23 protein-coding genes and 2 tRNA genes are annotated in these 22,982 nt (G+C 40.7%); 16 read left to right on the top strand and 9 right to left on the bottom strand.

Going from position 1 to position 22,982, the window contains the following annotated elements; translation table 11 throughout:
* Positions 1-154: 154 nt before the first annotated feature.
* The gene (locus ACT3S9_RS00945) at positions 155-856 is read right to left on the bottom strand and encodes an IS1 family transposase (protein WP_443489204.1); all 702 of its coding nucleotides are present in this window, start codon (positions 854-856) and stop codon (positions 155-157) included.
* Positions 857-995: 139 nt separating this feature from the next.
* Positions 996-4,700 (bottom strand): S8 family serine peptidase, encoded by a 3,705-nt coding sequence (locus tag ACT3S9_RS00940; protein ID WP_441834021.1) that lies wholly within the window; start codon positions 4,698-4,700, stop codon positions 996-998.
* Between the two features lie 258 nt (positions 4,701-4,958).
* Here ACT3S9_RS00940 and ACT3S9_RS00935 point away from each other — a divergent pair, with 258 nt between their 5' ends.
* Both ACT3S9_RS00935 and ACT3S9_RS00930 read left to right on the top strand, forming a co-directional pair.
* Positions 4,959-5,429 carry a DUF2721 domain-containing protein gene (locus ACT3S9_RS00935; protein WP_441834020.1) on the top strand — a complete coding sequence of 157 codons (471 nt, stop codon included), beginning with the start codon at positions 4,959-4,961 and terminating at the stop codon, positions 5,427-5,429.
* 109 nt (positions 5,430-5,538) lie between these two features.
* On the top strand, positions 5,539-5,991 hold the full coding sequence (locus ACT3S9_RS00930; protein ID WP_441834019.1) for a c-type cytochrome: 453 nt from the start codon (positions 5,539-5,541) through the stop codon (positions 5,989-5,991).
* A gap of 94 nt (positions 5,992-6,085) precedes the next feature.
* Here the strand turns inward: ACT3S9_RS00930 and ACT3S9_RS00925 are convergent, their stop codons facing one another.
* Positions 6,086-6,742 carry a cytochrome b/b6 domain-containing protein gene (locus tag ACT3S9_RS00925; RefSeq protein WP_441834018.1) on the bottom strand — a complete coding sequence of 219 codons (657 nt, stop codon included), beginning with the start codon at positions 6,740-6,742 and terminating at the stop codon, positions 6,086-6,088.
* Between the two features lie 106 nt (positions 6,743-6,848).
* On the opposite strand from ACT3S9_RS00925, the gene ACT3S9_RS00920 reads away from it, so the two are divergent.
* Entirely contained in the window at positions 6,849-7,553 is a 705-nt protein-coding gene (locus tag ACT3S9_RS00920; RefSeq protein ID WP_441834017.1) for an AzlC family ABC transporter permease, read from the top strand.
* Positions 7,550-7,849, top strand: coding sequence for an AzlD domain-containing protein (locus tag ACT3S9_RS00915; RefSeq protein ID WP_441834016.1), 300 nt, complete (start codon positions 7,550-7,552; stop codon positions 7,847-7,849). Before ACT3S9_RS00920 ends, ACT3S9_RS00915 begins: the two co-directional genes overlap by 4 nt.
* A gap of 25 nt (positions 7,850-7,874) precedes the next feature.
* Here the strand turns inward: ACT3S9_RS00915 and ACT3S9_RS00910 are convergent, their stop codons facing one another.
* Positions 7,875-9,029, bottom strand: a complete 1,155-nt coding sequence (locus tag ACT3S9_RS00910; protein ID WP_444750659.1) for an iron-containing alcohol dehydrogenase — start codon at positions 9,027-9,029, stop codon at positions 7,875-7,877.
* An 89-nt stretch (positions 9,030-9,118) separates the two neighbouring features.
* Between ACT3S9_RS00910 and ACT3S9_RS00905 the strand changes: the two genes are divergently transcribed.
* The 3 genes from ACT3S9_RS00905 to ACT3S9_RS00895 all read left to right on the top strand — a co-directional run bounded on the left by ACT3S9_RS00905 (position 9,119) and on the right by ACT3S9_RS00895 (position 11,409).
* Entirely contained in the window at positions 9,119-10,048 is a 930-nt protein-coding gene (locus ACT3S9_RS00905; RefSeq protein ID WP_444750658.1) for a LysR family transcriptional regulator, read from the top strand.
* 83 nt (positions 10,049-10,131) lie between these two features.
* Complete coding sequence (locus tag ACT3S9_RS00900; RefSeq protein WP_441834013.1) at positions 10,132-10,620, top strand: glutathione peroxidase; 489 nt, start codon at positions 10,132-10,134, stop codon at positions 10,618-10,620.
* 87 nt (positions 10,621-10,707) lie between these two features.
* Positions 10,708-11,409, top strand: a complete 702-nt coding sequence (locus ACT3S9_RS00895; protein ID WP_443489204.1) for an IS1 family transposase — start codon at positions 10,708-10,710, stop codon at positions 11,407-11,409.
* A 59-nt stretch (positions 11,410-11,468) separates the two neighbouring features.
* Here the strand turns inward: ACT3S9_RS00895 and ACT3S9_RS00890 are convergent, their stop codons facing one another.
* The gene (locus ACT3S9_RS00890; protein ID WP_441836580.1) at positions 11,469-11,657 is read right to left on the bottom strand and encodes a PA3496 family putative envelope integrity protein; all 189 of its coding nucleotides are present in this window, start codon (positions 11,655-11,657) and stop codon (positions 11,469-11,471) included.
* A gap of 398 nt (positions 11,658-12,055) precedes the next feature.
* Between ACT3S9_RS00890 and ACT3S9_RS00885 the strand changes: the two genes are divergently transcribed.
* Entirely contained in the window at positions 12,056-12,862 is an 807-nt protein-coding gene (locus ACT3S9_RS00885; RefSeq protein WP_441836579.1) for a YggN family protein, read from the top strand.
* A gap of 688 nt (positions 12,863-13,550) precedes the next feature.
* Here ACT3S9_RS00885 and istB read toward each other — a convergent pair.
* Both istB and istA read right to left on the bottom strand, forming a co-directional pair.
* The gene (gene istB / locus ACT3S9_RS00880; protein WP_008108839.1) at positions 13,551-14,306 is read right to left on the bottom strand and encodes an IS21-like element helper ATPase IstB; all 756 of its coding nucleotides are present in this window, start codon (positions 14,304-14,306) and stop codon (positions 13,551-13,553) included.
* Positions 14,307-14,320: 14 nt separating this feature from the next.
* A complete protein-coding gene (istA, locus tag ACT3S9_RS00875) occupies positions 14,321-15,865 on the bottom strand; it encodes an IS21 family transposase (RefSeq protein WP_444750657.1) in 1,545 nt (514 codons plus the stop codon).
* Positions 15,866-16,186: 321 nt separating this feature from the next.
* Between istA and ACT3S9_RS00870 the strand changes: the two genes are divergently transcribed.
* The 5 genes from ACT3S9_RS00870 (at position 16,187) to ACT3S9_RS00850 (ending at position 19,096) form a co-directional block, all read left to right on the top strand.
* A complete protein-coding gene (locus ACT3S9_RS00870) occupies positions 16,187-16,447 on the top strand; it encodes a hypothetical protein (RefSeq protein ID WP_441836578.1) in 261 nt (86 codons plus the stop codon).
* 1,189 nt (positions 16,448-17,636) lie between these two features.
* Positions 17,637-17,777 (top strand): hypothetical protein, encoded by a 141-nt coding sequence (locus ACT3S9_RS00865; RefSeq protein ID WP_441836577.1) that lies wholly within the window; start codon positions 17,637-17,639, stop codon positions 17,775-17,777.
* A 221-nt stretch (positions 17,778-17,998) separates the two neighbouring features.
* Positions 17,999-18,089: transfer RNA gene (locus ACT3S9_RS00860), tRNA-Ser, on the top strand.
* Positions 18,090-18,139: 50 nt separating this feature from the next.
* Positions 18,140-18,232, top strand: a tRNA-Ser gene (locus tag ACT3S9_RS00855).
* A gap of 297 nt (positions 18,233-18,529) precedes the next feature.
* Positions 18,530-19,096, top strand: a complete 567-nt coding sequence (locus tag ACT3S9_RS00850; protein ID WP_444750656.1) for a sugar O-acetyltransferase — start codon at positions 18,530-18,532, stop codon at positions 19,094-19,096.
* 22 nt (positions 19,097-19,118) lie between these two features.
* Here the strand turns inward: ACT3S9_RS00850 and ACT3S9_RS00845 are convergent, their stop codons facing one another.
* Together ACT3S9_RS00845 and ACT3S9_RS00840 are read right to left on the bottom strand one after the other, a co-directional pair.
* The gene (locus ACT3S9_RS00845; protein WP_441836177.1) at positions 19,119-19,895 is read right to left on the bottom strand and encodes an amidohydrolase; all 777 of its coding nucleotides are present in this window, start codon (positions 19,893-19,895) and stop codon (positions 19,119-19,121) included.
* A complete protein-coding gene (locus tag ACT3S9_RS00840) occupies positions 19,883-21,025 on the bottom strand; it encodes a methionine aminotransferase (RefSeq protein WP_441836176.1) in 1,143 nt (380 codons plus the stop codon). The genes ACT3S9_RS00845 and ACT3S9_RS00840 overlap by 13 nt, the downstream gene beginning before the upstream one ends.
* 99 nt (positions 21,026-21,124) lie before the next feature.
* Here ACT3S9_RS00840 and ACT3S9_RS00835 point away from each other — a divergent pair, with 99 nt between their 5' ends.
* From ACT3S9_RS00835 to ACT3S9_RS00825, 3 genes are read left to right on the top strand one after another with little or no spacing between them, the layout of a single operon-like run.
* Positions 21,125-21,754 carry a methylthioribulose 1-phosphate dehydratase gene (locus ACT3S9_RS00835; protein WP_441836175.1) on the top strand — a complete coding sequence of 210 codons (630 nt, stop codon included), beginning with the start codon at positions 21,125-21,127 and terminating at the stop codon, positions 21,752-21,754.
* Complete coding sequence (gene mtnC, locus ACT3S9_RS00830; RefSeq protein ID WP_441836174.1) at positions 21,751-22,437, top strand: acireductone synthase; 687 nt, start codon at positions 21,751-21,753, stop codon at positions 22,435-22,437. The genes ACT3S9_RS00835 and mtnC overlap by 4 nt, the downstream gene beginning before the upstream one ends.
* The gene (locus tag ACT3S9_RS00825; RefSeq protein ID WP_441836173.1) at positions 22,434-22,976 is read left to right on the top strand and encodes a 1,2-dihydroxy-3-keto-5-methylthiopentene dioxygenase; all 543 of its coding nucleotides are present in this window, start codon (positions 22,434-22,436) and stop codon (positions 22,974-22,976) included. Before mtnC ends, ACT3S9_RS00825 begins: the two co-directional genes overlap by 4 nt.
* Positions 22,977-22,982 lie beyond the last annotated feature (6 nt).

Genomic DNA, 22,982 nt, shown 5'->3' with positions numbered 1-22,982 from the left:
CGTTTAGGTACACCATTGATTTTTAATACTGTTGGTGAGTTACTCCATTCACTAAAGCATCCCTTTTTAATAAACTTGAAGGGTCTTTAACTAGTAATGCGGGTAATCCAAAATAATTTCATAAAGTGGTGGTGTTCTAAAAAGTATGCTGGCATCAGACGTAGCCATAATTGATGTAAAAGAACACCAAATCAAACACTTTAAAATGATTATCAAGCTTTTTTGAGAAGCAACAAGTCTTTCTAACCGCTCGTCTTAATCGGTGTCTAAGGCGACAGTTATTACCCTCTATACCTATGGTATGCTGTTTGCCAACCTGTTTGTGATCACCTTTAAAGGCGGTTTTAAAGCTATCCCAGTTGTCCATACTGATAGAGCCATAGCTTACTTTAAGTTGCTTTAAACGTGCTCTTAGCTTCTTAGCTGTTTTTAAGTCACGTTTGCCCCAGACATAAGCGACAATCTCATTAGTAGCACGGTCATAAGCGTAGATGAGCCAGACTTTACGCTTCTTGCGATACACGTAAGTCCAGAACTCATCAACCTCTAAGCGTTCATAGTAGCGCTTCTTAGGCGCGATCTTATAAACAGATGAGCCTATGGTGCCCAATACTTTACCGATACTGACTGAGGCTATAATAGCTATGTCTCTAACACCGCAACCTCTCACCGTCATTAGCCGTATGATGTCTTCTATTTTAGAGTGACAGCCCTTATAAGTTAAGGCATGGTCACCAATGAATTGACGTTTGCAGTCCTTGCATTGGTAGTTCTGCTTGCCATAGCTTTTTATGCCGTTTTTCTTTAAACTGGGACTGTGACAGTCGGGGCAGCTGATATCTATTTGTGTCTTCATAACCTCAAATATATCATCTTGCTTTGGCTGTCACCCTCCTTTATTTCTTCAGCATACTTTCTGACACACCACCCATAAAGTTTATATTTGAATGTAAAAAAGGGAGCCGAAGCTCCCTTTTACATACTTAACTTAAATATTATTTTTGTTTACGACGACGCATAAATGCCAATGGCGCAAGGAGCAATGTAAACCAAGCAAGTGAACCTGAGTCATTATTATTTGAAGACTCTGGAGCAGGTGTTACTACATCCTCAGCTGGATCTTGAGTAACAGTAATCATTACTTCAACAGGTTCAGACTCATGACCATCAGAATCAATAGCTACAACCATAACCTTAAGCTCTGTCACTGCCTCATAGTCAATAGCTCCTGCCACTTTCAATTCACCGGACTCTGAAATACTTACCAGTTCACTGCCTGTCACTGTATAGCTCGCGATTGGAGTTACTTCTGCATCTGGATCGCTTGCAGTAACTGAGCCAATCACCGAATCTATTGCTGAGTTTTCTTGCACAGTGAAGCTTTGCTCTGCGTCGACAACTGGCGTTACTTCAGTGCCTTCATCTGCAACGTTATTGACAGTTACTGTGACACTTGCTGACTCAGAGATATTGCCTGCTGTATCAGTAACAACAACTTCAAGCTCTACACTCATCAAGCCAGCCTCATAATCAAGGAGCGCCTCATCCATTACTACAACATCACCTAGGGCATTAACGGATACGGCAGTTGAGGTTGAATTAATTACAATAAATTCAGATACCGGGTTTGCCATATCAGCACCATGAGATGCCTCTAGCCTGCCAATCACAGTATCCGTTGCAGTATTTTCATCAACATCAAAAGTCGCATTTTCAAGTGTAGGCTTTGCACTACTATCACTTTCGGGTGTTGCAACATAAAGCTCTGAGCCTGAATCAGATAGAATCATAAAATCAGCGCCTGCGTTTAAAATCATCGCTGATTCACCCGGTGCTAATGAATCAACAAAATTATCTGATTCATCAACCATCATGCTATATACATTTTCTGTCGCATCAGTGAATGTGTAAGTGCCCATAACAACGTCTCCGGTGTTACTTGCAAGTGGAGACCATGTAGCCTCTTCAGTACGAAAACGCACTGTAGCCGTAGTGGTTTCCATATCTTCAGCAGTTAAACCTAACCCACCTATACAGCTTCTTAGCGTTAAATGGTTATTACCTGTGACTTGATAAATATCATCTAATAAGCCTGAAGATTCACCATAACCATGGGTAAATGAAATTGCGGTACCAGGCTCAACATCTTCGAACCACTCTAGCATACCGTTTTGCGCTGTAGCATCGTAGATACCATCTTGGTCGATATCAAAGTCAGCCATAAAGCCGCCAACATAGGTATGTGTAATACCCTCATTGAATACCATTGTTGTGAGTGTTAAAAAGCCTTGCTCACAGACCTCAGCAGGAACAGCAAATGTTTCAATTGATGTACCAACAATATCAAAACGATGTTCTGAATCCACTGCGTCCACAGCTACAACAGGCGAAAAAACAGGTGCAAGTTCGACTGCACCGGTATTGGTAATTTGGTGTGCAGGCCCTTCTTCAGTAGCAACAGGCGTAATGCTTACTTTCGCATTCGCTTTAGGCAATACATGATAAACCAAGTGAAAGGCAGGTTCGCTGCCATCAGAGAAAACCAATGCACCATCTAGCTCAAGGTTTGTTAAATCAGCACTCGCGTCAACAGAACCGATGTTAGATGCATCCAGCGTCCATTCTGGTAATGTTGCTGGGTCAATCGATGCAACCACATCAAATAAGAATGTTTGGCCTGCAGGGACTGTAATCGTTTCAGGATAATCCAGAGAAAATGAGCCACGGTCGATATCATTTTGATAACGCTGTTCTAAAGAAAGCGTATAGACCTTAGGTTCACTTGAGAAGTTTTTAACTTCAATGGTTTTGGTAAGCTCAACCACTTCTGCTGTATTAACTAAACCAAACGATAACGCCGCCTGTTTAGTATCTTGCGCCCATGCGGCTACAGGTAAATTAGCCGCCTTATTAACATCAACTAAACCCGCACCAATATAACTAATAGGTGCAAGCTCTGTATCGGGGTTAAGCGCAGCCGATTCCATCGTTACATTAAGGTTTGCGGTATTCATCAGTGTTGCTTTAAGTTCAAGGCCATTACGCTCTGGTAACGCTTCTTTTAACAAACTCATCGCCCCTGCCGTAATAGGGCCAGAAAACGATGTACCCGATACACCTGTTAAGCCATCACCTAAACCAGGGTGCGCGGTCATGATATTAACACCTGGCGCAGTAATTTCAGGTTTCAATAACCCCCCCATAGATGGACCACGTGAAGTAAAGCTGGCAATAGCACCAGACATAACTAAACGCTCAACGGTTAACGCAAAAGACCCTCCGGCCTTGATTGCATCACCTGCTGGGAGTGTTACTCCGATAGAAGGAATCGTTACAGCAGCATCCTCTCCACCCATTGGCGATGCGGCTCCATCATCAACATTATTAGCAATAATGACAAATATAGCGCCGTTGTTTTGCGCTGCTAATACTTTCTCAGTGAATGCACATGCACCACGATCAATAATGACCGCTTTACCTGTGAAGTCGACATCTTCAGCAAAAGCTAAACAACCATCTTGATTTGTTTCAGGGTAGACAACGTCAAAATCATTATCAGTATAAGAAAAGGCTGTTTGAGGACCAAAACTAGGTGCCTGAACTACAGTTTCGTCACCATTAACCACCCCTTTAGCTACCGACTCCTCGTTAGTAGGGTGTGTCATGGCACCTACTGATAGCGCATTTTCAGTGGTACTTGGACCGCCAACAATAAATGGGTATGCACCATCATTACCTGCAGAGATCACAACATTAGTGCCTAACTTAACGGCTTCGTTGATAAATAACGACACAGCATCAGTGGCAATATCGCCATAAGTACCACCCAAAGACATGTTAATCACATCAACACGGTCTGAAATGTCACCGTCATTATTTGGATCCATTGCATTTTCTAGTGCTAATAACTGAGCTAAGCCACTACAACCACTATCACAAACAGAGTAAACAAATAAGTCAACATTTGGGGCAATACCATTTACTGAGTGTGATACATGCGTACCATGATTAGTTGAAACATCAATTGGATCATCATCAAAATTAACATAATCATATCCGCCTAAAACTTTACCTTGAGGCCAATCTACCGTTGCAGGGTCAGCAATAGCCGCCTGATATGCCTCAGCTGTACCAGCACCGCCAAATTGACTATGAGTATAATCAATACCAGTATCAAGTACCGCAACGCGAACATCTTCACCTGTTGCAAGGACGTTATCAACTAGAGGCGTTGCTGTAATATAGTCTGCACTGTCAGCTACATGTAACTCATAATCATATACAGGATAAATATCAGCAACTTGCACATTACTTAATAGTTTTTGAATATCTTTTTTATTACCATTAACAACGACTGAACTAATTAATGTCGATGTTTTAGCAATGACTTGCACTGGTAAGCCCATGCTAGAAATCGAATTTTCTACACTTATTTGTGCATTCGCTACTTGCGCTTGCGCTGCAGTAACATCCTGACCTAAAGACTTAGCAGCAACAGAGGCTGGGGCATTTAATTTAACTAGCCAGCTCGTCGCTTCGCCTACTTTTATTTGTTCTTTTTTTGCGACCGTACTTGCTTTTACTGCTTTTTGTGACGATAAATTATATTTAGTATAATCATTATTTGCTTGTGCAGATGCGCATAAAGCCCCTGTAACGGCTAGTGCAATTGCTGAATACTTAATTCCTTTAGAATACATATTTAATCCCCTGGGATGGTTATGTTTTATTTTGCTTGTTGTATGATGAAACAAAGTTTCACAAGCAATATAAAGTGACTAGGCTATTAGTACCAACACTTAGTAAATATAAAACATATACTTTATTAATTTTGAACATAAAAAATAAAGTAAACCTTTGATAAAAAACAAAACAAACATAAAATAAACAATTGTAAAAACTTGTAAACGAAATTGATTTTCGCCGCTAAAACAAGAGAAAACGACTCGAGGCAATGAATGAATTCAGACGTTATTAATATTTTAACCATGGCAAAAGTAATCCAAACAGCTGTTGCACCGGTATTTTTAATTACCGGTATCGCAGCAACCCTTGGCGTGTTATCGAACCGATTAGCTCGTATAACCGATCGTGCACGTCAGCTTGAGCGAAGATTAAAAGTAAGCGTTGATGAAAACTTTAATCTAACTTTAGCAACAGAACTCAGAGCACTACTAAAACGTTCGCGCTGTATCCATATTGCATTTAGCTTTAGCGTATTAAGTGCACTATTGGTATGTACTGTGGTTATGTTATTGTTCTTATCGCATATTCAATCAATTAATTTAGGTGTGACTATCGCTTTTTGTTTTGTAATAGCAATGGCATTACTTATTTTTGCGTTTTTAGCATTACTTGGAGAGGTGTTTCTTGCAACTCGAAGTATGCGCAGAGGAATGATATTTGCCGACATTGATATCGGTGACTAAAATCTGATATTAAAGCTGAGCTAAGCTAAACTTGAAAAATTATTTATAATGGTTAGGGTATAACATAAATTATTCTGGTAATGAATAAATAAACTAAGGGGTAAAAGGAATGAAATTAACATCGTTATTTTTAGGTGCTGCATTATCAGCAGTTACATTTGGAGCATCGGCGAACTCAATATTTGAAGAACCAAGCGACGCCATCGAATATCGTCAAGCTGCATTTTCAATGATCCGCGTACAAATTGGTGACATGGGTGATATGCTAAAAGGTAAAGTTCCTTTTGACGCAGAACGTTTTCAAAAACGCGCCGACAATGCGGCGGCTTTAGCAAAAATGCCATGGGAAGCATTTGTAGAAGGTAGTGATAAAGGTGATACCGCTGCATTACCTGAAATTTGGAGTGACAACGAAACCTTTATGAAAAAATCAGCCGCTTTTCAGCAGTACGCTGATGAGTTAGCTGTGGCGGCAAAAACAGGCGATAAAAAGCTTATTGCTAAAGCATTTAGTCCATGGGCTAAAGGCTGTAAAGACTGCCACAAATCATTTAAAGATTAATATAAAAGCTAATCAATAAAACAAACAAAAAAGGCGCTGAATTCAGTGCCTTTTTTTAGCGGTAACTTAAATGTCATAACCGCAAAGATAAATTCTAGCTAAATAAATAACTCAATGGCTCTTTACCCCACGTAAGCATTAGCACAATTAACAGCACAGCAAAAATGGCAAAAGCTAGCCAAGGAGCTTTGGTCACTGATTTTGCTGGAGTGGGACTTTGCTGCTCTTTACTGCCTGTGATCATCGCTTTAACTAATGGCTTGCCTTTAATACTATAAATAGCAATCGCTACAACATGCAAAACAATCGCATAAAATAAAATATCAAAATTGATACTATGAAGCCAACCGGCAAAATCCACAGTATCGCTTGAAACATATTCCGCCAAAGGGCCATCAATAAGAATGCTATCACTATTCATCAGCCCTGAAATTAATTGCACAATCAGCAAACCAAAAAATGCAATCACCATATAACTACCCGCTGCGCCATGGCCTGGCTTTTCATCTGTTTCAGTAAACGACTTAAATGCTTTAATAGGTGAATGAATAAGCGCGCTTAACTTGGCAGTTTTACTGCCAATAAAGCCCCAGATAAGTCGCGTAGCCAGTAGTGCGATTGTAAAAAAGCCTGCAACAAAATGCAGTTCCATCATTGCTTCTTCAGCGCTAAAGTAAAGTGTTGCCATAGCGATTACTAACAGCCAATGAAAACTTCGGATAAAACCGTCCCATACTTTAATTTTTGTCATCACTAACCTCAAGCCAATAAAAAGGGTATTATTCCAAACTTACGATATTTTAGCATTACCGCTTGATTTATCTATGACAAAAAAAGAATAAAAAGAGTACCATTTTATGAAGTCGACTTACCGCGCCATTTTGAAAGGTTTTTTAGACATGCTGCCGCTGTGCCTTGCGGTGATACCATGGGGAATTTTGTGCGGCTCATTGGCGATTCAAAATGGCTTTACTGCTTTTGAAACTCAAGTCATGTCATTACTCGTCTTTGCAGGTTCTGCGCAGCTTGTTGCAATTGAACTAATGGCGGGTAACACCTCCTTATTAACTATTTTATTTACTACTTTTATTATTAGTTCTCGGCATTTTTTATACGGTTTAGCTGTTCGCCATAAAGTGATTGATAAACCTATACGCTGGCGCTTACCTGTAAGCTTTGTATTAACTGATGAGCTCTTTGCATTTTCGCATCACCGTAAAGCATACCGTACTAAAGTGCGCTTAATTTACGCCCTAAGTGCAGGATTTAGTTTTTATATCGCGTGGAATTTATGGACCTTGATTGGCATTGTGGCGGGTAGTTTATTACCTGATCTGACTAATCTTGGCCTCGACTTTGCCATCGCCGCCACCTTTATTGCACTGGTTATCCCAGGCATTAAAAGTTTGGCTACTTTAGCCACAGTAATAACGGCCGGTATTGTTGCTACTGTTTTAAAAAGCCAAGGCTTTCAACTTTGGCTCGTTGCAGCGGCTTTAACAGCAATGAGTGTCGGTTACTTAATTAGTCGCATCCAAACAAAGAAGGAGCACAGCGTATGATGACCACTATTTTGCTCATGGCCTGTATTACCTTTTTTACTCGCTATTTATTTTTACACCGCGCTTTACCATTTAAAGTTGGGCCTAAAATGCAGCAGTTTTTAAGTTTTAGCGCCCCCGCTGTACTTACCGCTATTTGGGTGCCGATTGTGTTTGTCACTGATGATGGGATTAATTTAAATTGGCAAAACCCATACCTGAGCGCTGCAATTTCGGCAATTATTGTGGCCTATAAAACGCACAACATTTACTACACAACATTGGTAGCCATGGGTTTATTTTTAATATTAAACTAACTTATTTTAGTGAGTTAGATCAACGCTAAACGCTCGCTAATAAAATTTTACGGCTTTTATCTAGCGTCACTTGCTCACGTTCGCCAAGTGCTGTCATGCCGTGGCGTTCAAGCTGCGATACTATTTTATCTGCAACTTCTTCACCTAAGTTATAATCACTCAATCGAGTTGGCATATTAACGCTATGAAAAAATGCTTCTGTCGCGACTACCGCTTGCTTAATGGCTTCATTTTCATCAGTAATATCAAGGCCTAATACACGCTCGGCGTATTGCAAAATTTTATCGCGCTTGGTTTCTTGCTGCTCTAACATCATTCGCGGTAACACAATTGCTAAAGTTTGCGCATGATCAAGGCCGTACACAGCGGTCATTTCATGACCAAGCATATGTGTTGCCCAATCTTGTGGCACACCAGCACCAATTAAACCATTGAGCGCCATAGTTGCTGACCACATAACATTGGCGCGCACTTGATAGTTATCTGGCTCGCTAAATGTTTTAGGACCTTCTTCTATTAAGGTCATTAAAATACCTTCTGCGAAGCGGTCTTGCAGCTTACCGCCAACATCATAAGTTAAGTACTGCTCCATAGTATGCACAAACGCATCAACAATACCGTTGGCTACTTGGCGTTTAGGTAATGAGTAAGTAACAGCCGGATCAAGCACTGCAAATTGTGGCTGCACAAAGGGGCTGCCAAATGGCAATTTAGAGTCAGTTTCAAGGTTAGATATCACGCTCATTTTGTTTGATTCTGAACCTGTTGCTGGCAAAGTTAGTACGACACCCAATGCAATCGCAGATTTAATTTCAGCACCCTTGGCTAAAATATCCCACGGCTCACCATCAAAGTTAGCCGCAGCAGCAATGAACTTACTACCGTCAATAACCGAGCCACCGCCCACTGCTAGAATATAATCAATCTGCTTTTCTTTAACTAATGCAACGGCCTTCATACACGTTTGGTAGCTTGGGTTTGGTTCAATACCTGCAAATTCAAACCATTGATGCTCACTTAGTGCATCGCTGACTTGCTCATAGATGCCATTTTTTTTAATGCTGCCGCCACCGTAAGTAACAAGTACTTTTGAGTTTTTAGGTATTTCTTGTTTAATTTCTGCAATTTGTTGTTCGCCGAAGTGAATTTTCGTCGGGTTTGAAAAACTAAAATTTAGCATTTTTTATCCATCATTGTGTCATTAATATGCAGTATATTGTAGGTCCTTAATTTCTAAAAAGAAGTGGTTCAGCAGGTAATCTCCTTTGCATGTATGCAACAATGAATGATATAAGTAATAATTATATCTATATTGGAAATATTCCTATGTGGCAAGGACTCGATGAATTTTTACACGTGGTTGAATACGGCAGCTTTACACAAGCCGCAAAAAAGATGGATGTGTCTACCTCCCACATTAGCCGTCAAGTTCAACAATTAGAGGCGCGCCTTGGCTCAATTTTATTTCAGCGCACTACGCGTAAAATAAACCTAACGGATACAGGTCGCGAATACGCGGTAAAACTAAAAGCCATCAAACAAGAGTTGATTGATGCCAACAATCAACTGCAAGGTGAGCAAAGAAAACCTAAAGGGCTTATTCGTATTTCAGGTGCTGGTGAATTTATGGCTGCACAGGTAGCGCCTAAAATAGCCGAATTTGTTACAGACTACCCTGAAGTAGAAATTGAAATTGACTTTAACAACCGCAATGTTGATTTAGTCGAAGAGGGTTTTGATTTAGCCATTCGCTTTGGCCGCATGCAAGACTCTAATTTAATTGCTCGCCCCCTTTGTCCACGTTTTATGACCTTAGTGGCCAGCCCTACTTATTTAAAACATAACTCAACTCCCACACAGCCAATACAACTACAGCAACATAATTGCCTAATTGCCATGGGTAACCGCTGGCGCTTTAATGTAAATAACGAGGTGCAAGAAGTAAAAGTAACGGGTAACTGGCGTAGCAGCCACCCTAGAGCACTGCTAGGCGCCACTTTAGCAGGGCTTGGTATTGCTCACTTAGCAGCTGATATTGTTGATGAATATGTAGCAACTGGCCAGCTACTTACTATTTTAGAAGAATTTCAAGTAACTGATAACGCCTCATGGTTGGTTTACCCGCGTAAAGACTTAATGCCGTATCGGGTTAGGCTACTGATAGAGTATTTACTAAAAAGTTTTAGCAGTGAAATGTAAGGGATTATTAAAAGTTCGGCTTTGCATAACTCAGTACTCAAGTTAATATTGACGCAAATAACAATAATAATTATTGAGCCAACATGAATGACTTTTATCAACTTTCAACGATGACCTTGCAAGGCCAACCCTACGAATTTAGCGATCTAAAAAATAAAGTCGTATTAATAGTCAATACCGCCAGTGAGTGCGGCTTTACTAAGCAATATGAAGGGCTACAAACACTACATAAAAAATATGCTGAGCTGGGTTTAGTGGTGCTGGCTTTTCCTTGTAACCAATTTGGTAAGCAAGAGCCCGGTAATGCAGATGAAATAGCTAAAGGCTGTTTAATTAACTATGGTGTAGATTTTACGGTGATGAATAAGGTTGATGTAAACGGCGAGCATGCTCACGCAATTTTTCGCCATTTGAAGTCACAACTTCCGGGGCTATTTACTCGCAAAATAAAATGGAATTTCACCAAGTTTTTAATTGGTTCAGATGGCCAGGCAATTCAGCGTTTTGTGCCTTTTACCAAGCCACAGCAAATTGAAAGTGCGATTGTTAAGGCGCTTAAAAATAAGTCGTAAGCATTAAAACAATAGGTGGTGTGTCAGAAAGTATGCTGAAGAAATAAAGGAGGGTGACAGCCAAAGCAAGATGATATATTTGAGGTTATGAAGACACAAATAGATATCAGCTGCCCCGACTGTCACAGTCCCAGTTTAAAGAAAAACGGCATAAAAAGCTATGGCAAGCAGAACTACCAATGCAAGGACTGCAAACGTCAATTCATTGGTGACCATGCCTTAACTTATAAGGGCTGTCACTCTAAAATAGAAGACATCATACGGCTAATGACGGTGAGAGGTTGCGGTGTTAGAGACATAGCTATTATAGCCTCAGTCAGTATCGGTAAAGTATTGGGCACCATAGGCTCATCTGTTTATAAGATCGCGCCTAAGAAGCGCTACTATGAACGCTTAGAGGTTGATGAGTTCTGGACTTACGTGTATCGCAAGAAGCGTAAAGTCTGGCTCATCTACGCTTATGACCGTGCTACTAATGAGATTGTCGCTTATGTCTGGGGCAAACGTGACTTAAAAACAGCTAAGAAGCTAAGAGCACGTTTAAAGCAACTTAAAGTAAGCTATGGCTCTATCAGTATGGACAACTGGGATAGCTTTAAAACCGCCTTTAAAGGTGATCACAAACAGGTTGGCAAACAGCATACCATAGGTATAGAGGGTAATAACTGTCGCCTTAGACACCGATTAAGACGAGCGGTTAGAAAGACTTGTTGCTTCTCAAAAAAGCTTGATAATCATTTTAAAGTGTTTGATTTGGTGTTCTTTTACATCAATTATGGCTACGTCTGATGCCAGCATACTTTTTAGAACACCACCAAACAATAAAGAGGCATTAGGCCTCTTTACTTTTAGTCGTTTAAGTACTCATCAAAGTCATCATCACCTATACTTTTACGCAAGCGTTTTTGCTCCAGGTAGTCTTCCAACTTTTTTTTCACTTTTTGCTTTTTCTTGTCATGTTGATTGCGCCCGACCATTTCGTACTCGTCTTCAACAAAATCATCATCTAGCGCATCGTAACTAAATGTCTTACTCACAACCCACTCCATAAAATGCTTGAAACCAACCAAACGCTCATTGCGACAAAAGCTGGTAGATTAAATAAATTTAATGCGGCTATCCAGACTATGAAGGCGCATTAAAATAAAGCCATATTGCTACCTTAAATAGCTTCTATGTCATTAATGTGAATAAATAGCGCTAAATTTGAATTTTAGAAAGTGAGACTTTTTTATCGAAACGATAAAAAAATTTTATTACCCAGGATTTATTAGTCAAATTGACTAACTATTAGTTTATTTTTAATAAAAGGCTTTACATAAAGTTCATCGTAAAACGTTAACTCCTTGTTTATAAATACAAAATACAATTGGCATTAAGCTTGATAATAACTACATAATAACGAATTATTATTTCAAATAAGATGGAAAATAACATGAAAAAGTTACTGTTAATTAGCTCATTACTCATTACGACTTCTGTAATGGCGCATAACGATCATGATAATAATATTTCTTTTAATGGTGAGCAGTGCGACGTTGAGTTTCATAATGACGTGCGTATTAAGCCTAACGAGTTAGAGATCTTCACCAGTGATAATCACACCATGAAAATTGTTAATGACAACCAACTTTATATCGATGATCAAAGTATTACACTTAATAGTGAGCAGCGCCAAGCAATCAACGATTACTCGCAAAGCCTGCGTAGCCAATTACCCGAAGTTGCTGATATAGCCCTAGAAAGCGTAAAAATTGCAGGTGTTGCAATTAATGAAGTCGCTCAAGCATTTAATATTGAAGAGCTTGATAGTATCGACAAGTTAATGGCTGATATTGAAACTGAAGTAAACGATACTTTTTACCAGCAAGATGATTTTGTGATGGGCCAGCAAAGCTTTCAAAAATTTGGTGAAAACTTTGAATCAGATTTTGAAGAGCAAATATCAGCTGCGGTTGAATCTGCAATCAGCCAGTCCATGGGTAGTATTTTAATGGCGGTAGGCTCACAAATGATGGACTCAGGTGGCGACATGAAAAGCTTTGAACAACGCATGGAAAACATGGGCACAGCAATAGAAACCAAAGTAGAGCAGCAGGCTAAACGTTTAGAAAAACGCGCAGATACGTTATGCAGTAACTTTTCGGTTATTGCAGAGCAAGAGCAGCAACTTGTAACGCTGCTTCCTGAGTTAAAAAGCTACTCATTGTTTAGCTACAAGCAAAACACCTCTAAACAGTAAAGTTTTGATATCCCTTTTGCAGCAAATGGCTTAATTCCACTTGCTGCTTTTTTACTTTTAGCTTGCTGAGTTAATTCTGCCAAAGTATAAAAAACCACCTCTAAACGCTCTCACCCCATGGCAAGCCAAAGCTTATTCTAAAGCAACTACGGTACTTCTTTCCCACAGAAAATAACCCCTAGCGTAATACTTATACCCACAAAAAGTGCTAAATGAAAAAGTTTTACTGTACCGTACTCTGGGCCTAAATCAGCCTAAATAACGGTCATACTCACCACTGGCAATAAATTCATACAAGGTCCACGGATTAATACACGGCGCCGAACAATTCAAAGCACACTTTTAACGTCGTACTTGAGCTGCAAATTTACCCGCTATAATCCAATCAACACGATAGCTAGGATTCTAAACTCAACGGTTAAAGGCACAACGTATGAAAAGCGCAGCGTTATATAGCAATTGTACTAACCTGGATATTGGTATTAAGTAAAAAGTTACCGATGCATAATTCAGTTCACGATCATGGCTTACTGGCACTTTGCAATTTTGGCTTAAATTACTTTATTGGACGCAAATTACCAAAGCTCAGCAATGGTCTCTATCACATTTGCGTATTCCGGTGATGGTGAACACCGATTCCGGTTTTATCGTGAACACTTAAATTCCACGCATTGGGTTCATGACATTTTTAACCTAAGTGTTCACGATGGTCAATTTTAGATTGAATTTTTCTCATAGACTCCCCCTTTAATTTTATCCGATGAGCATTGTGCATTAGTCGATCTAAAATGGCATCGGCTAAGGTATTATCGCCGATGGATTGATGCCATTCTTCGGTGGGTAATTGACTGATGATGGCGGTTGATGAACTGCCGTGCCTATCATCCATGATCTCCATTAAGTCATTTCGTTGTGCCGCTTTAAGTGGCTCAAGCCCCCAATCATCTAAAACGAGTAAGTCGATCTTAGCGAGTGACTGTAACATTCGACTGTAAGTGCCATCTGCTTTGGCTTGTGTCAGCGCAAGCATCAACCTTGAGAGTCGGTAATATTTAACGCTGTAGCCTTTCATGCATCCTGTATGCGCAAGCGCACAAGTGATATAGGTTTTACCGCTACCGCAAGGGCCTGTGATGAGTAAGTTTTGTGATTTATTCAGCCAATCACATTGCAGTAGCGATGCCATCATCGATTGATTGAGACCTCGCGGGTGATGATAATCTATGTCTCTGGCGTTAGCGGCTAATTTAAGTTTTGCCGCTTTAAGTAAGCGTTGTTGTTTTCGGCTCTCTCGGTCTTGGGCTTCACTGTCTGCTAGCAGTTGTAGTCGCTCATCGAAGGACAACCCTTCATAAGTACTTGGTTGTTCCATTTGGCTCACTAAGGCGTTGGCCATACCACTGAGTTTGAGTTGACGAAGCTGAGTTATCGTTTGTTCTAACATAGAATTTCCTTACCTTAATGGAAGCTTTTAGGACCACGGATATTTTCATGGGATTGTGGCAATAACGTCGACGGCTCTTCTTGCGTTCGCGGCAATTTATCTTGGTTGCTACTGAGTATGTCTTTGATATGTTTTAACCGATATAAACTGTATTGATTGGCTATCGCACAGGCGTTATTGAGCCGATCGGCGGGATAGCTTCTTGATAGGTTGAGTAAGCCTAAGCACACACGATACGCTTGTTCTTCATGTTGTTTCTGTGCCAATTGTGCTTTCACCCAGAGCAAAACGTCATCTCCAATATCTTTCGCCCAATTCATTAAACGCCCTGGTGACCATTTATGATGCTTCTCATGCTTTACAGGCATGTGCTCGGATGTGGTGGTCATGCCCGGATGATATTTTCTCGGGTGACTGGTGATGCGTTTATGCTTGAAATAAACCTCAATCAAGTTGTCTTTGGCATGAAGTTCAAGCTTTTCACCCACCAAGTGATGGGGTACCGAGTAAAGATGGTTATCATACTGAACGTGATAATCAATATTCACTTTGACGTGTTTAATATCCGTGAATTGATAAGCTAGTTTGGGCATGGGCGCGAGGGCGGGTTTGTCGATTGACTCGAACCATGATTGTCGTGTCCCACTCAGTTGCTTAAAGGGCTTATTATTGACCTCAAGCAGTAAGGCTTTGATGCAATGGTTTAGCTCAGCTAATGAGAAAAAGGTTTGGTGTCGTAACTTGGCGAGTATCCAGCGTTCAATGATTTGCACGCCCACTTCGGCCTTGGCTTTATCTTGTGGTTTTCTGGGACGAGCAGGCACAATCACGGTGCCATAATGCGCGGCCAATTGCTGATAACTCGGGTTAACATCAGGGTCGTAGCGACACGCTTTACTGACACCACTGCGTAAATTATCGGGGATAACCATGTCAGGTATACCGCCGATAAATTCAAATGCTCGCACGTGACTGCCGATCCAGTCGGGTAGACTTTGGCTCCAGGTTGCTTCACAAAATGTATAATTTGATGCGCCCATCACCGCCACGAATATCTGGGCGAACTTCACTTCACCCGTCGCATTACAAACAATGGGCATCGTTTGACCCGCATAATCGACAAAGAGTTTTTCTCCTGCTTTATGCACTTGTCGCATCGAACGTTTTTGCTTTTTAAGCCAGGTCATATAGCGATCGCAGAACTGAGAATAGCTGTAACAACGATTCGGATATTGCTGAGTATATTCTTCCCAGAGTAAGTTCTTGGTGACGCCTTTGCCCGTTAATTCTTTTCGAATGGCTGGCCAATCTGGCACTTCAAATCGCTGGGATGGCCGAGTGTCGGCGCGAGGATAGAACTGACTAGCAAGCACAGAATCATCAAGCTCGTCGGGCAGTGGCCAACTTAACGATAAAGCTCTGGCTTTAGTGAGTAGTTTTTGAATACCACCGACACTGATCTTAGTGCTGGCACTTATTTTTCTGACACTGAGTTGGGCAGCAAAATGTAGCCTCAACACTTCTCGAATTTTACGCATTGTGATCCTCTTAGTCGCCATATCCCTTCCTCAGTAATACAAAAAGGAAATAGCTTAACAAAGTAATTAATAATCAATGCGTTGAAATTGTACTGGTTTGGTGTGAACACCGATTCCGGAAAATCAGTCAAAAGTGTTCACGATAAAACCGGAATGAGCGTTCACGCTAAAACCAGAACGGGTGTTCACGATGGGCCGGAATCACTGTTCACGATGCTCCGGAATATGCAACATTTTCAATACTGCTATTTAATGAACACAATCAATACCCGGTTATTCTTTACTAAACAGATTGTAAGACGTAGTTATTTTGGTGCAACCCTGTAGGTTATTGGTAAACAGATGGCAAAACATATTTATTTTGGTGCAAATCTGGAGGTTATTGGTATCATGAGCGTGTTTTGGCCACAAAACCAGCAATTCGACTTGAGTAACTGGGTGTTCGTCGGGTTACTCCTTGCACTTACGGGTACCTTTGTGGCCTCATTGGGCAATATGGTGAGTGAGCGCAACTCATTGCACTGTATTGGTGCCATGCAAGGTAACATATTGGTGCTATATAAGTTAACATATGGGGCATGTTATATAGTGCACTTGGCTTAGCCATATATGTACTATTAAGTAATAGTAATTTTGTTATTTCTGCCCTGAGTAGCTATTGGTTATCACTGCTTTAGTTCGCGGTCTTCGGTATTGTGATTTCCTTTACATGCTACTTAGCTTTACTAAAAATATCCGCCCAGAGCGGGTCTGTTACGTAATAGTATTATTTCGTTAGTTGCAGTAACGCTAAGTAGTATTTTTGAATGCTTTATTTGGCAAGCTAATACCTTTTTAGGGTTTAGTTTAGTGCTACTCGGTAATGCTATTGTACTGACGCCCGCCCACCAAGCGAATTAACGCTTTTTTGCTGCCAGATCATTTCAGCAAAAAAGCTCTATCCCCAGTTAGAGTGCGCTATTGCGCAACTAACGCCAAAGCGCCTACCTAGTAGGCGCTTTTTTTATACTTTACTTTTTTATAACGCAAGACAGATGGATGAACACTATTTTTAGCTCGCGTTAAACTGATAAACTCCCATCGGCTTTAATTAATAAACCAAACGTTTTAATTGTGGCTGGTATCGATATAACTTGGCTTTAAACTCAAAGCAGCGCTGCATTAAGTTTTAGCTTTACAGTTAAAGCCCCGTGCAAAGTTATTATCTGTTTCACATGATAAAAACGCTAATGATACAACCACTATTAAATAATGCATTCACTGTTAAGTGCAGCAACCTATCAGCCCTTATTACCACTACTAAAAACACTAAAGCGACCTGGCAAACTTTTTCACGGTTTAAGTCAAAGCTCCCATTGGTTAACTAGTCGATACTTAACCCCTTCCTTGAGGTAGCCTATAGTAATTAATCAATTATTTTTTAGTATTTTTTTAGCTATAGACTCTCTTGTTACCACCATCTACATACGCTTTTCCTTGCTAGACTTAACGGCCACTTAAAAACACAAAAAAGCAAATTATATTAATCTGAATAATTACGCAGCCACTTTATATTCAAATGCATAAACCTATACAAAATAAAAATAAAAATGAATAAACACAACAAGTTAAAAATAAACCGCTATGCATAAAAATGCAACACCTTAAAATCTCACAAACTTAACAACAAGTTAATAGCCACTTTCAGATAAATAAAACTAATCCTTCAACCTCAATTTTTATCGTTGTCTTTTTATCCAAATAGCATGCAAAATACGCACGTTTTCAACCAAAACAATTCGGAGCAAAAGTAATGACACCAGTAAATACATTAAATGGCGCAGCAACCCCACCTGTGGCAACTAAATCAACCAATCGCAAAGCAAAAATGTTAGCTAGACTTAACCAGTATGGAAAAGCGCTCGCATTAGGCGGCGTAATTCAATACAAATAATCACCCAACCATGATTATTTTAGCGGTGCAGCAAACATCCAACCACTAAATGAAGACTCTTCTTTAGCTCCTCGTTTGCTGCAACCCTTTATTATTTAATCTATAAATACGCTATTTACGCCCATCTATATAATAAAAAAGCCTTTTTAGAACAAAAAACCATCAAACGAACATTTTGCTATTTACACACCTCAATCACCTGCGTATTATTCTTTCCCAACGGAGAGATGGCAGAGTGGCCGAATGCACCGGTCTTGAAAACCGGCAGGGGTTTGTAGCCCCTCTAGGGTTCAAATCCCTATCTCTCCACCATTTTATGTTTTGGTGATTCACTCGATTATCAAAATAACAGTTTATGCGCCGGAGAGGTGGCCGAGTGGCCGAAGGCGCTCCCCTGCTAAGGGAGTATAGGGTTTGTAGCTCTATCGAGGGTTCGAATCCCTCCTTCTCCGCCATTTATTATCGAAGAAAGCCCCACAATTTATTGTGGGGCTTTTTTTGTTATAAAAAATAACAGAAGGCAGGTGAGAAGCTTCTACAGGGTTCGCCCAAACGTTGTCTTAAACCAAGTTAAACGCACGTAGTGCGGCCGAAGGGTAAAGTACATGGACATAAGCAAGCCTATTCATTTCCTGTAATGATCAGCAAATTCCGACTTCAAATCTGCAATAATCTCACTGCGTTAGGCCCTCTTGTTAGTTTTTGTTAGTATTTTATAATCTTAGTCACCTTTACTTACGCGAACTAATCTTATGACTAATACTATGACTGAACTTGAAAAAATGTTGGCGGGCTTACCTTATGTCGCCTCCGATCCCGAACTTGCGAAAGCGCGCACTCACGCAAAGGTTATTTGCCATCAGTTTAATTTGGCTGATCCTACAACGCCTCATGAGCGAGTTAAAATTCTTGGCGAATTACTTAAATTTAGAGGCAAAGCGTATCTTGAGCCAATGTTTTACTGTGATTTTGGTCGCAATATTGAATTAGGTGATAACTTTTATGCTAATCATAATTTAACTATATTAGATGTTTGCAAAGTGACGATTGGTAGCAATGTGATGTTTGGCCCACATGTAATGATCTCAACAGCCACTCACCCTATCGACCCTATTGAGCGTCGTAGCACAGAATCTGGAAAACCAATAACAATCGGTAACGATGTCTGGCTCGGCGGTAATGTGTCGGTGTTGCCAGGAGTAAACATTGGCGATAACTGTGTGATTGGCGCAGGTAGTGTAGTTACTAAAAACATTCCAGCCAATTCAGTGGCCGTTGGTAATCCATGTAAAGTTACCAAAAATATAGAGGCTAAATAGCCTCTCTGGTTGTTAACGCGGGTTAATTCTGCACACTAAACTTGTCGGCATCTAAATGTGCAGGAAAGCGTTGTTTAAACAGTTCAAGTGGCTCCTTACTGATTGTACTAATGATGACCTCACTTTGATTGTCTTGTGCCAGTGCTTGGGTGTCACCTTTAAAATCATACACACCAGTGCCACCATTATGCGCAACGCCATTACCATCATCACCCACCCGATTAACCGCCAATACGTAACATTGGTTTTCCATCGCGCGCGCCATCAGTAAGGTATCCCATACTTTGCGTCTGGCTGCGGGCCAATTAGCGACATTGACCATTACATCATAATCATTACAACTACGTTGAAAGACCGGAAAACGTAGGTCATAGCACACTTGCGGTAAAATTCTAAAGCCATTGAGCGTAAATATTTTACGCTGCTCGCCAGCTTGTACAAAATCGCCCTCTTTCCCTAAACAGAACAGATGGCGCTTGTCGTAAAATTTAACATCCCCGTTTGGCCACACCCAGTAAAAGCGATTGGCTTTTTTATCACCTTGCTGTACGAGTACCGAACCGGCAATTACTGCATTGGCTGACTTTGCATTTGCGACCATCCAATCGAGCACCTTACCATTTTCAGGCTCTGCGCAATCTAGGTTAATAGCAAAGCCGGTGGCGAAGGTTTCAGGTAGTAAAATGAGCTCAACTGATTTATCGATATCCGCAATTTGAGCGCTAAAGCTTGCTAAATTAGCGTCTTTATCTAACCAGTTAAGCGATGTTTGTATTAAGGCAATGGTTAAAGTTGACATAAAATCTCCGCAGCTTGTAATAAGGTCAATTCGTTTTTAGCAAAACATAAACGAATTACTCTATCATTGCTAGGCTGCTGATAAAACACACTGAGCGGAATGGCCGCAACACCGGCTTGTTCAACTAACCACTGGCAAAATTCAATATCATTTAAATCAGAGACATCACTGTAATCAAGCAATAAAAAGTAAGTACCTTCGCTTGGCAAAATAGTGAAGCGGCTCTGTTTTAGTGCGCCGCTAAGTACATCACGCTTTCGTTGATAAAACTCGCTAAGCTCGTCGATATGTTCCCCTTCCTGTTCTAGCATATCTGCCAAAGCATGTTGTGCGGGGGTGAAGCTTGAAAACGTTACATATTGGTGAACTTTACGAAACTCTGCGGCAAGTTCGGCCGGGGCAATACAATAACCCATTTTCCAGCCAGTGCTATGAAAAGTTTTACCAAAGCTTGAAACTACAAAGCTTTTAGCAAACAGCCCATCATCACGCAGTACACTTAAATGCGGCTTATCATCAAAAGTAATATGCTCATAAACTTCGTCACTTATTACATATAAATCGTGCTCTAAAACTAATGCTTTCAATGCAGCAATGTCGTGTACCTTCAATACTTTACCGCTGGGGTTATGCGGCGTATTGATAATAATAGCGCGCGTTTTACTGTTTACCGCCTTTGCTACCACTTGCCAATCAATTACATATTCAGGAGCACTCAATGCAACATGAACCGATTTACCACCAGCGAGTTCTATCGCGGGCTGGTAGGAATCGTAAGCGGGGTCGAATACAATCACTTCATCGTCTTTGCGTACAATGGTTTGAATTGCCACAAATAACGCTTCTGTTGCACCCGAGGTAACGGTGACCTGCTCGCTGGCATTAATATTAGCGTTGTATTTACGCTTTGCTAATCCAGCTACTTGTTGTTGTAAACGGGGTATACCTGCGGATGGAGAGTATTGATTCTCACCTTCAAGCACATAATGGTTAAGCTGCTTTTTAAGTAGCTCTGGCACCTCAAATTCAGGAAATCCTTGTGATAAATTAATAGCTTGGAATTGATTTGCAAGCATGGTCATTTGACTAAAAATACTGGTGCCTAAATTTGGCAGTTTACTTTCAAACACAGGTGGCCCTTAATGATGGTTTTGCGCCCAAAGCGATGCTATCATTGCACTAAGTAGAAGTATAGCCGTCTATACTATTTCAGTAGCTTGGGGGAATATATGCATAACAATACTGCAATTTCAGAACTTATAAAAGCAGGTAAATGGATCAGCCAGCGCGGCTGGGTCCCCGCCACAGGTGGAAACTTTTCAGCGCGCACAGCGACTGGTTTTGTTGTCACGGCAAGTGGCTTTGATAAAGGTCAATTAGGCACTCACACCTTTATTGAGCTTGACCATTTGGGTTATCGCACCGCTGGCGCAGGTAAACCCTCAGCCGAAACTGAATTGCATTTAAGTATGTATAAGCTTATTCCTCATGCTAATTTTGTATTGCATACCCACTCGGTCGCAGCAACCGTGTTATCACGCGTGATTAAAGGCCACAACCTAGATTTACAAGGTTATGAAATGCAAAAATCATTGACTGGCAATACTTCACATCTAGACACGCTAAGCATTCCTATTTTTGATAACGACCAAGATGTTGACCGCCTAGCCTTATTGGTCAGCGATCACCACTTACACAGCCCTATTGAACATGGTGTGCTTATTCGTGGCCATGGTTTGTATGTGGTTGGCCGTAATCTTCAAGAAGTAGAGCGTCACCTTGAAGGTTTAGAGTTTTTATTTAGTTGCGAGCTTGAGCGTTTAAAGCTTGAAGCCATACAAGCAGGATTCAAGGTATGATCAAGGCATTACTTACCGATATTGAAGGTACAATTACGCGTATTTCGTTTGTAAAAGAGGTGCTATTTCCCTACGCAGCTAAACAATTACCTGAATTTGTAAAAGCCAACCAACATCAACCGCTAGTGGCAGAGCAAGTAACTGCCGTTAAAGAGCTTATCGAGCAGCCAAGTGCAGATATAAACACGGTAATTAGTGCCCTGCTTGAGTGGATTGCCACAGATAAAAAAATCACTCCACTCAAACAACTACAAGGTTTTATTTGGCAAGCTGGTTATGAAAATGGTGATTTTACCGGCCATTTATACCCTGATGCCTACCATTTCCTAAAAAACCAGCAACAAGCAGGCCAACAACTTTATGTGTATTCATCAGGATCGGTGAAAGCCCAGCAGTTAATTTTTCAGTATTCGGACTTTGGCGATATTCGCTCACTGTTTAATGATTATTTTGATACCAAAATTGGGGCAAAACAACAGTCAATCGCTTATGAAAATATTCTTGCAGAACTTCCTTTCGCCGCAAGCGAAGTACTGTTTTTAAGTGATGTGGTAGCTGAACTTGATGCCGCTAAAAGCGCTGGTTTAAAAACCCTACATTTAATTCGTGACGGTCAGGCAAGCTCACAAGAGCATAATTATATTAACGACTTTAGCCAATTTACTACGGAGTATTTAGCATGAGCCAGTTAACAATATTCGCTGATTGCAATGGCGATAATGCGCTTTTACAAAGTAACGATGCCAGTGAAATTACCACAGAGCTTGCTAAAGTAAATGTACGTTTTGAGCAGTGGCAGGCAACAGAAACCATTACCACTGATACTAGCCATGAAGAAACCATTAATGCTTACAGCGCTGATATCGAACGCCTAAAGCAACAAGGCAAGTACCAAACAGTAGATGTTATTTCACTCGCTAAGGGTAACCCATCAGCCAAGGAACTACGCGCAAAATTTTTATTTGAGCATACTCATTGTGAAGACGAAGTACGCTTTTTTGTAAAAGGCCAAGGCTTGTTTTGCCTACACATTAACGACAAAGTTTACCAAGTACTTTGCCAACAAGGTGACTTGATTTCAGTACCCGAGCTTACCCCACATTGGTTTGATATGGGCAGTGATCCTGAGTTTACCGCGATTCGCTTATTCAATAATACCGAAGGCTGGGTAGCACAAAGTACCGAATCTGAAATAGCCACGCAATTTCCGTTATTAGATTAAGTACCT

Source organism: Pseudoalteromonas sp. AOP31-A2-14 (assembly GCF_052378035.1).
Taxonomy (GTDB): Bacteria; Pseudomonadota; Gammaproteobacteria; order Enterobacterales; family Alteromonadaceae; genus Pseudoalteromonas.
Note: the sequence above shows the minus strand (reverse complement) of the source record. Positions and strands in the feature narration are given on the sequence as shown.

Bases quoted from the DNA above. Each gene is read 5' to 3' on its own strand.
- ACT3S9_RS00945 (WP_443489204.1), bottom strand. From the start codon at position 856: ATGAAGACACAAATAGATATCAGCTGCCCCGACTGTCACAGTCCCAGT.
- ACT3S9_RS00940 (WP_441834021.1), bottom strand. From the start codon at position 4,700: ATGTATTCTAAAGGAATTAAGTATTCAGCAATTGCACTAGCCGTTACA.
- ACT3S9_RS00935 (WP_441834020.1), top strand. From the start codon at position 4,959: ATGAATTCAGACGTTATTAATATTTTAACCATGGCAAAAGTAATCCAA.
- ACT3S9_RS00930 (WP_441834019.1), top strand. From the start codon at position 5,539: ATGAAATTAACATCGTTATTTTTAGGTGCTGCATTATCAGCAGTTACA.
- ACT3S9_RS00925 (WP_441834018.1), bottom strand. From the start codon at position 6,742: ATGACAAAAATTAAAGTATGGGACGGTTTTATCCGAAGTTTTCATTGG.
- ACT3S9_RS00920 (WP_441834017.1), top strand. From the start codon at position 6,849: ATGAAGTCGACTTACCGCGCCATTTTGAAAGGTTTTTTAGACATGCTG.
- ACT3S9_RS00915 (WP_441834016.1), top strand. From the start codon at position 7,550: ATGATGACCACTATTTTGCTCATGGCCTGTATTACCTTTTTTACTCGC.
- ACT3S9_RS00910 (WP_444750659.1), bottom strand. From the start codon at position 9,029: ATGCTAAATTTTAGTTTTTCAAACCCGACGAAAATTCACTTCGGCGAA.
- ACT3S9_RS00905 (WP_444750658.1), top strand. From the start codon at position 9,119: ATGTATGCAACAATGAATGATATAAGTAATAATTATATCTATATTGGA.
- ACT3S9_RS00900 (WP_441834013.1), top strand. From the start codon at position 10,132: ATGAATGACTTTTATCAACTTTCAACGATGACCTTGCAAGGCCAACCC.
- ACT3S9_RS00895 (WP_443489204.1), top strand. From the start codon at position 10,708: ATGAAGACACAAATAGATATCAGCTGCCCCGACTGTCACAGTCCCAGT.
- ACT3S9_RS00885 (WP_441836579.1), top strand. From the start codon at position 12,056: ATGAAAAAGTTACTGTTAATTAGCTCATTACTCATTACGACTTCTGTA.
- istB (WP_008108839.1), bottom strand. From the start codon at position 14,306: ATGTTAGAACAAACGATAACTCAGCTTCGTCAACTCAAACTCAGTGGT.
- istA (WP_444750657.1), bottom strand. From the start codon at position 15,865: ATGGCGACTAAGAGGATCACAATGCGTAAAATTCGAGAAGTGTTGAGG.
- ACT3S9_RS00870 (WP_441836578.1), top strand. From the start codon at position 16,187: ATGGCAAAACATATTTATTTTGGTGCAAATCTGGAGGTTATTGGTATC.
- ACT3S9_RS00865 (WP_441836577.1), top strand. From the start codon at position 17,637: ATGACACCAGTAAATACATTAAATGGCGCAGCAACCCCACCTGTGGCA.
- ACT3S9_RS00850 (WP_444750656.1), top strand. From the start codon at position 18,530: ATGACTAATACTATGACTGAACTTGAAAAAATGTTGGCGGGCTTACCT.
- ACT3S9_RS00845 (WP_441836177.1), bottom strand. From the start codon at position 19,895: ATGTCAACTTTAACCATTGCCTTAATACAAACATCGCTTAACTGGTTA.
- ACT3S9_RS00835 (WP_441836175.1), top strand. From the start codon at position 21,125: ATGCATAACAATACTGCAATTTCAGAACTTATAAAAGCAGGTAAATGG.
- mtnC (WP_441836174.1), top strand. From the start codon at position 21,751: ATGATCAAGGCATTACTTACCGATATTGAAGGTACAATTACGCGTATT.
- ACT3S9_RS00825 (WP_441836173.1), top strand. From the start codon at position 22,434: ATGAGCCAGTTAACAATATTCGCTGATTGCAATGGCGATAATGCGCTT.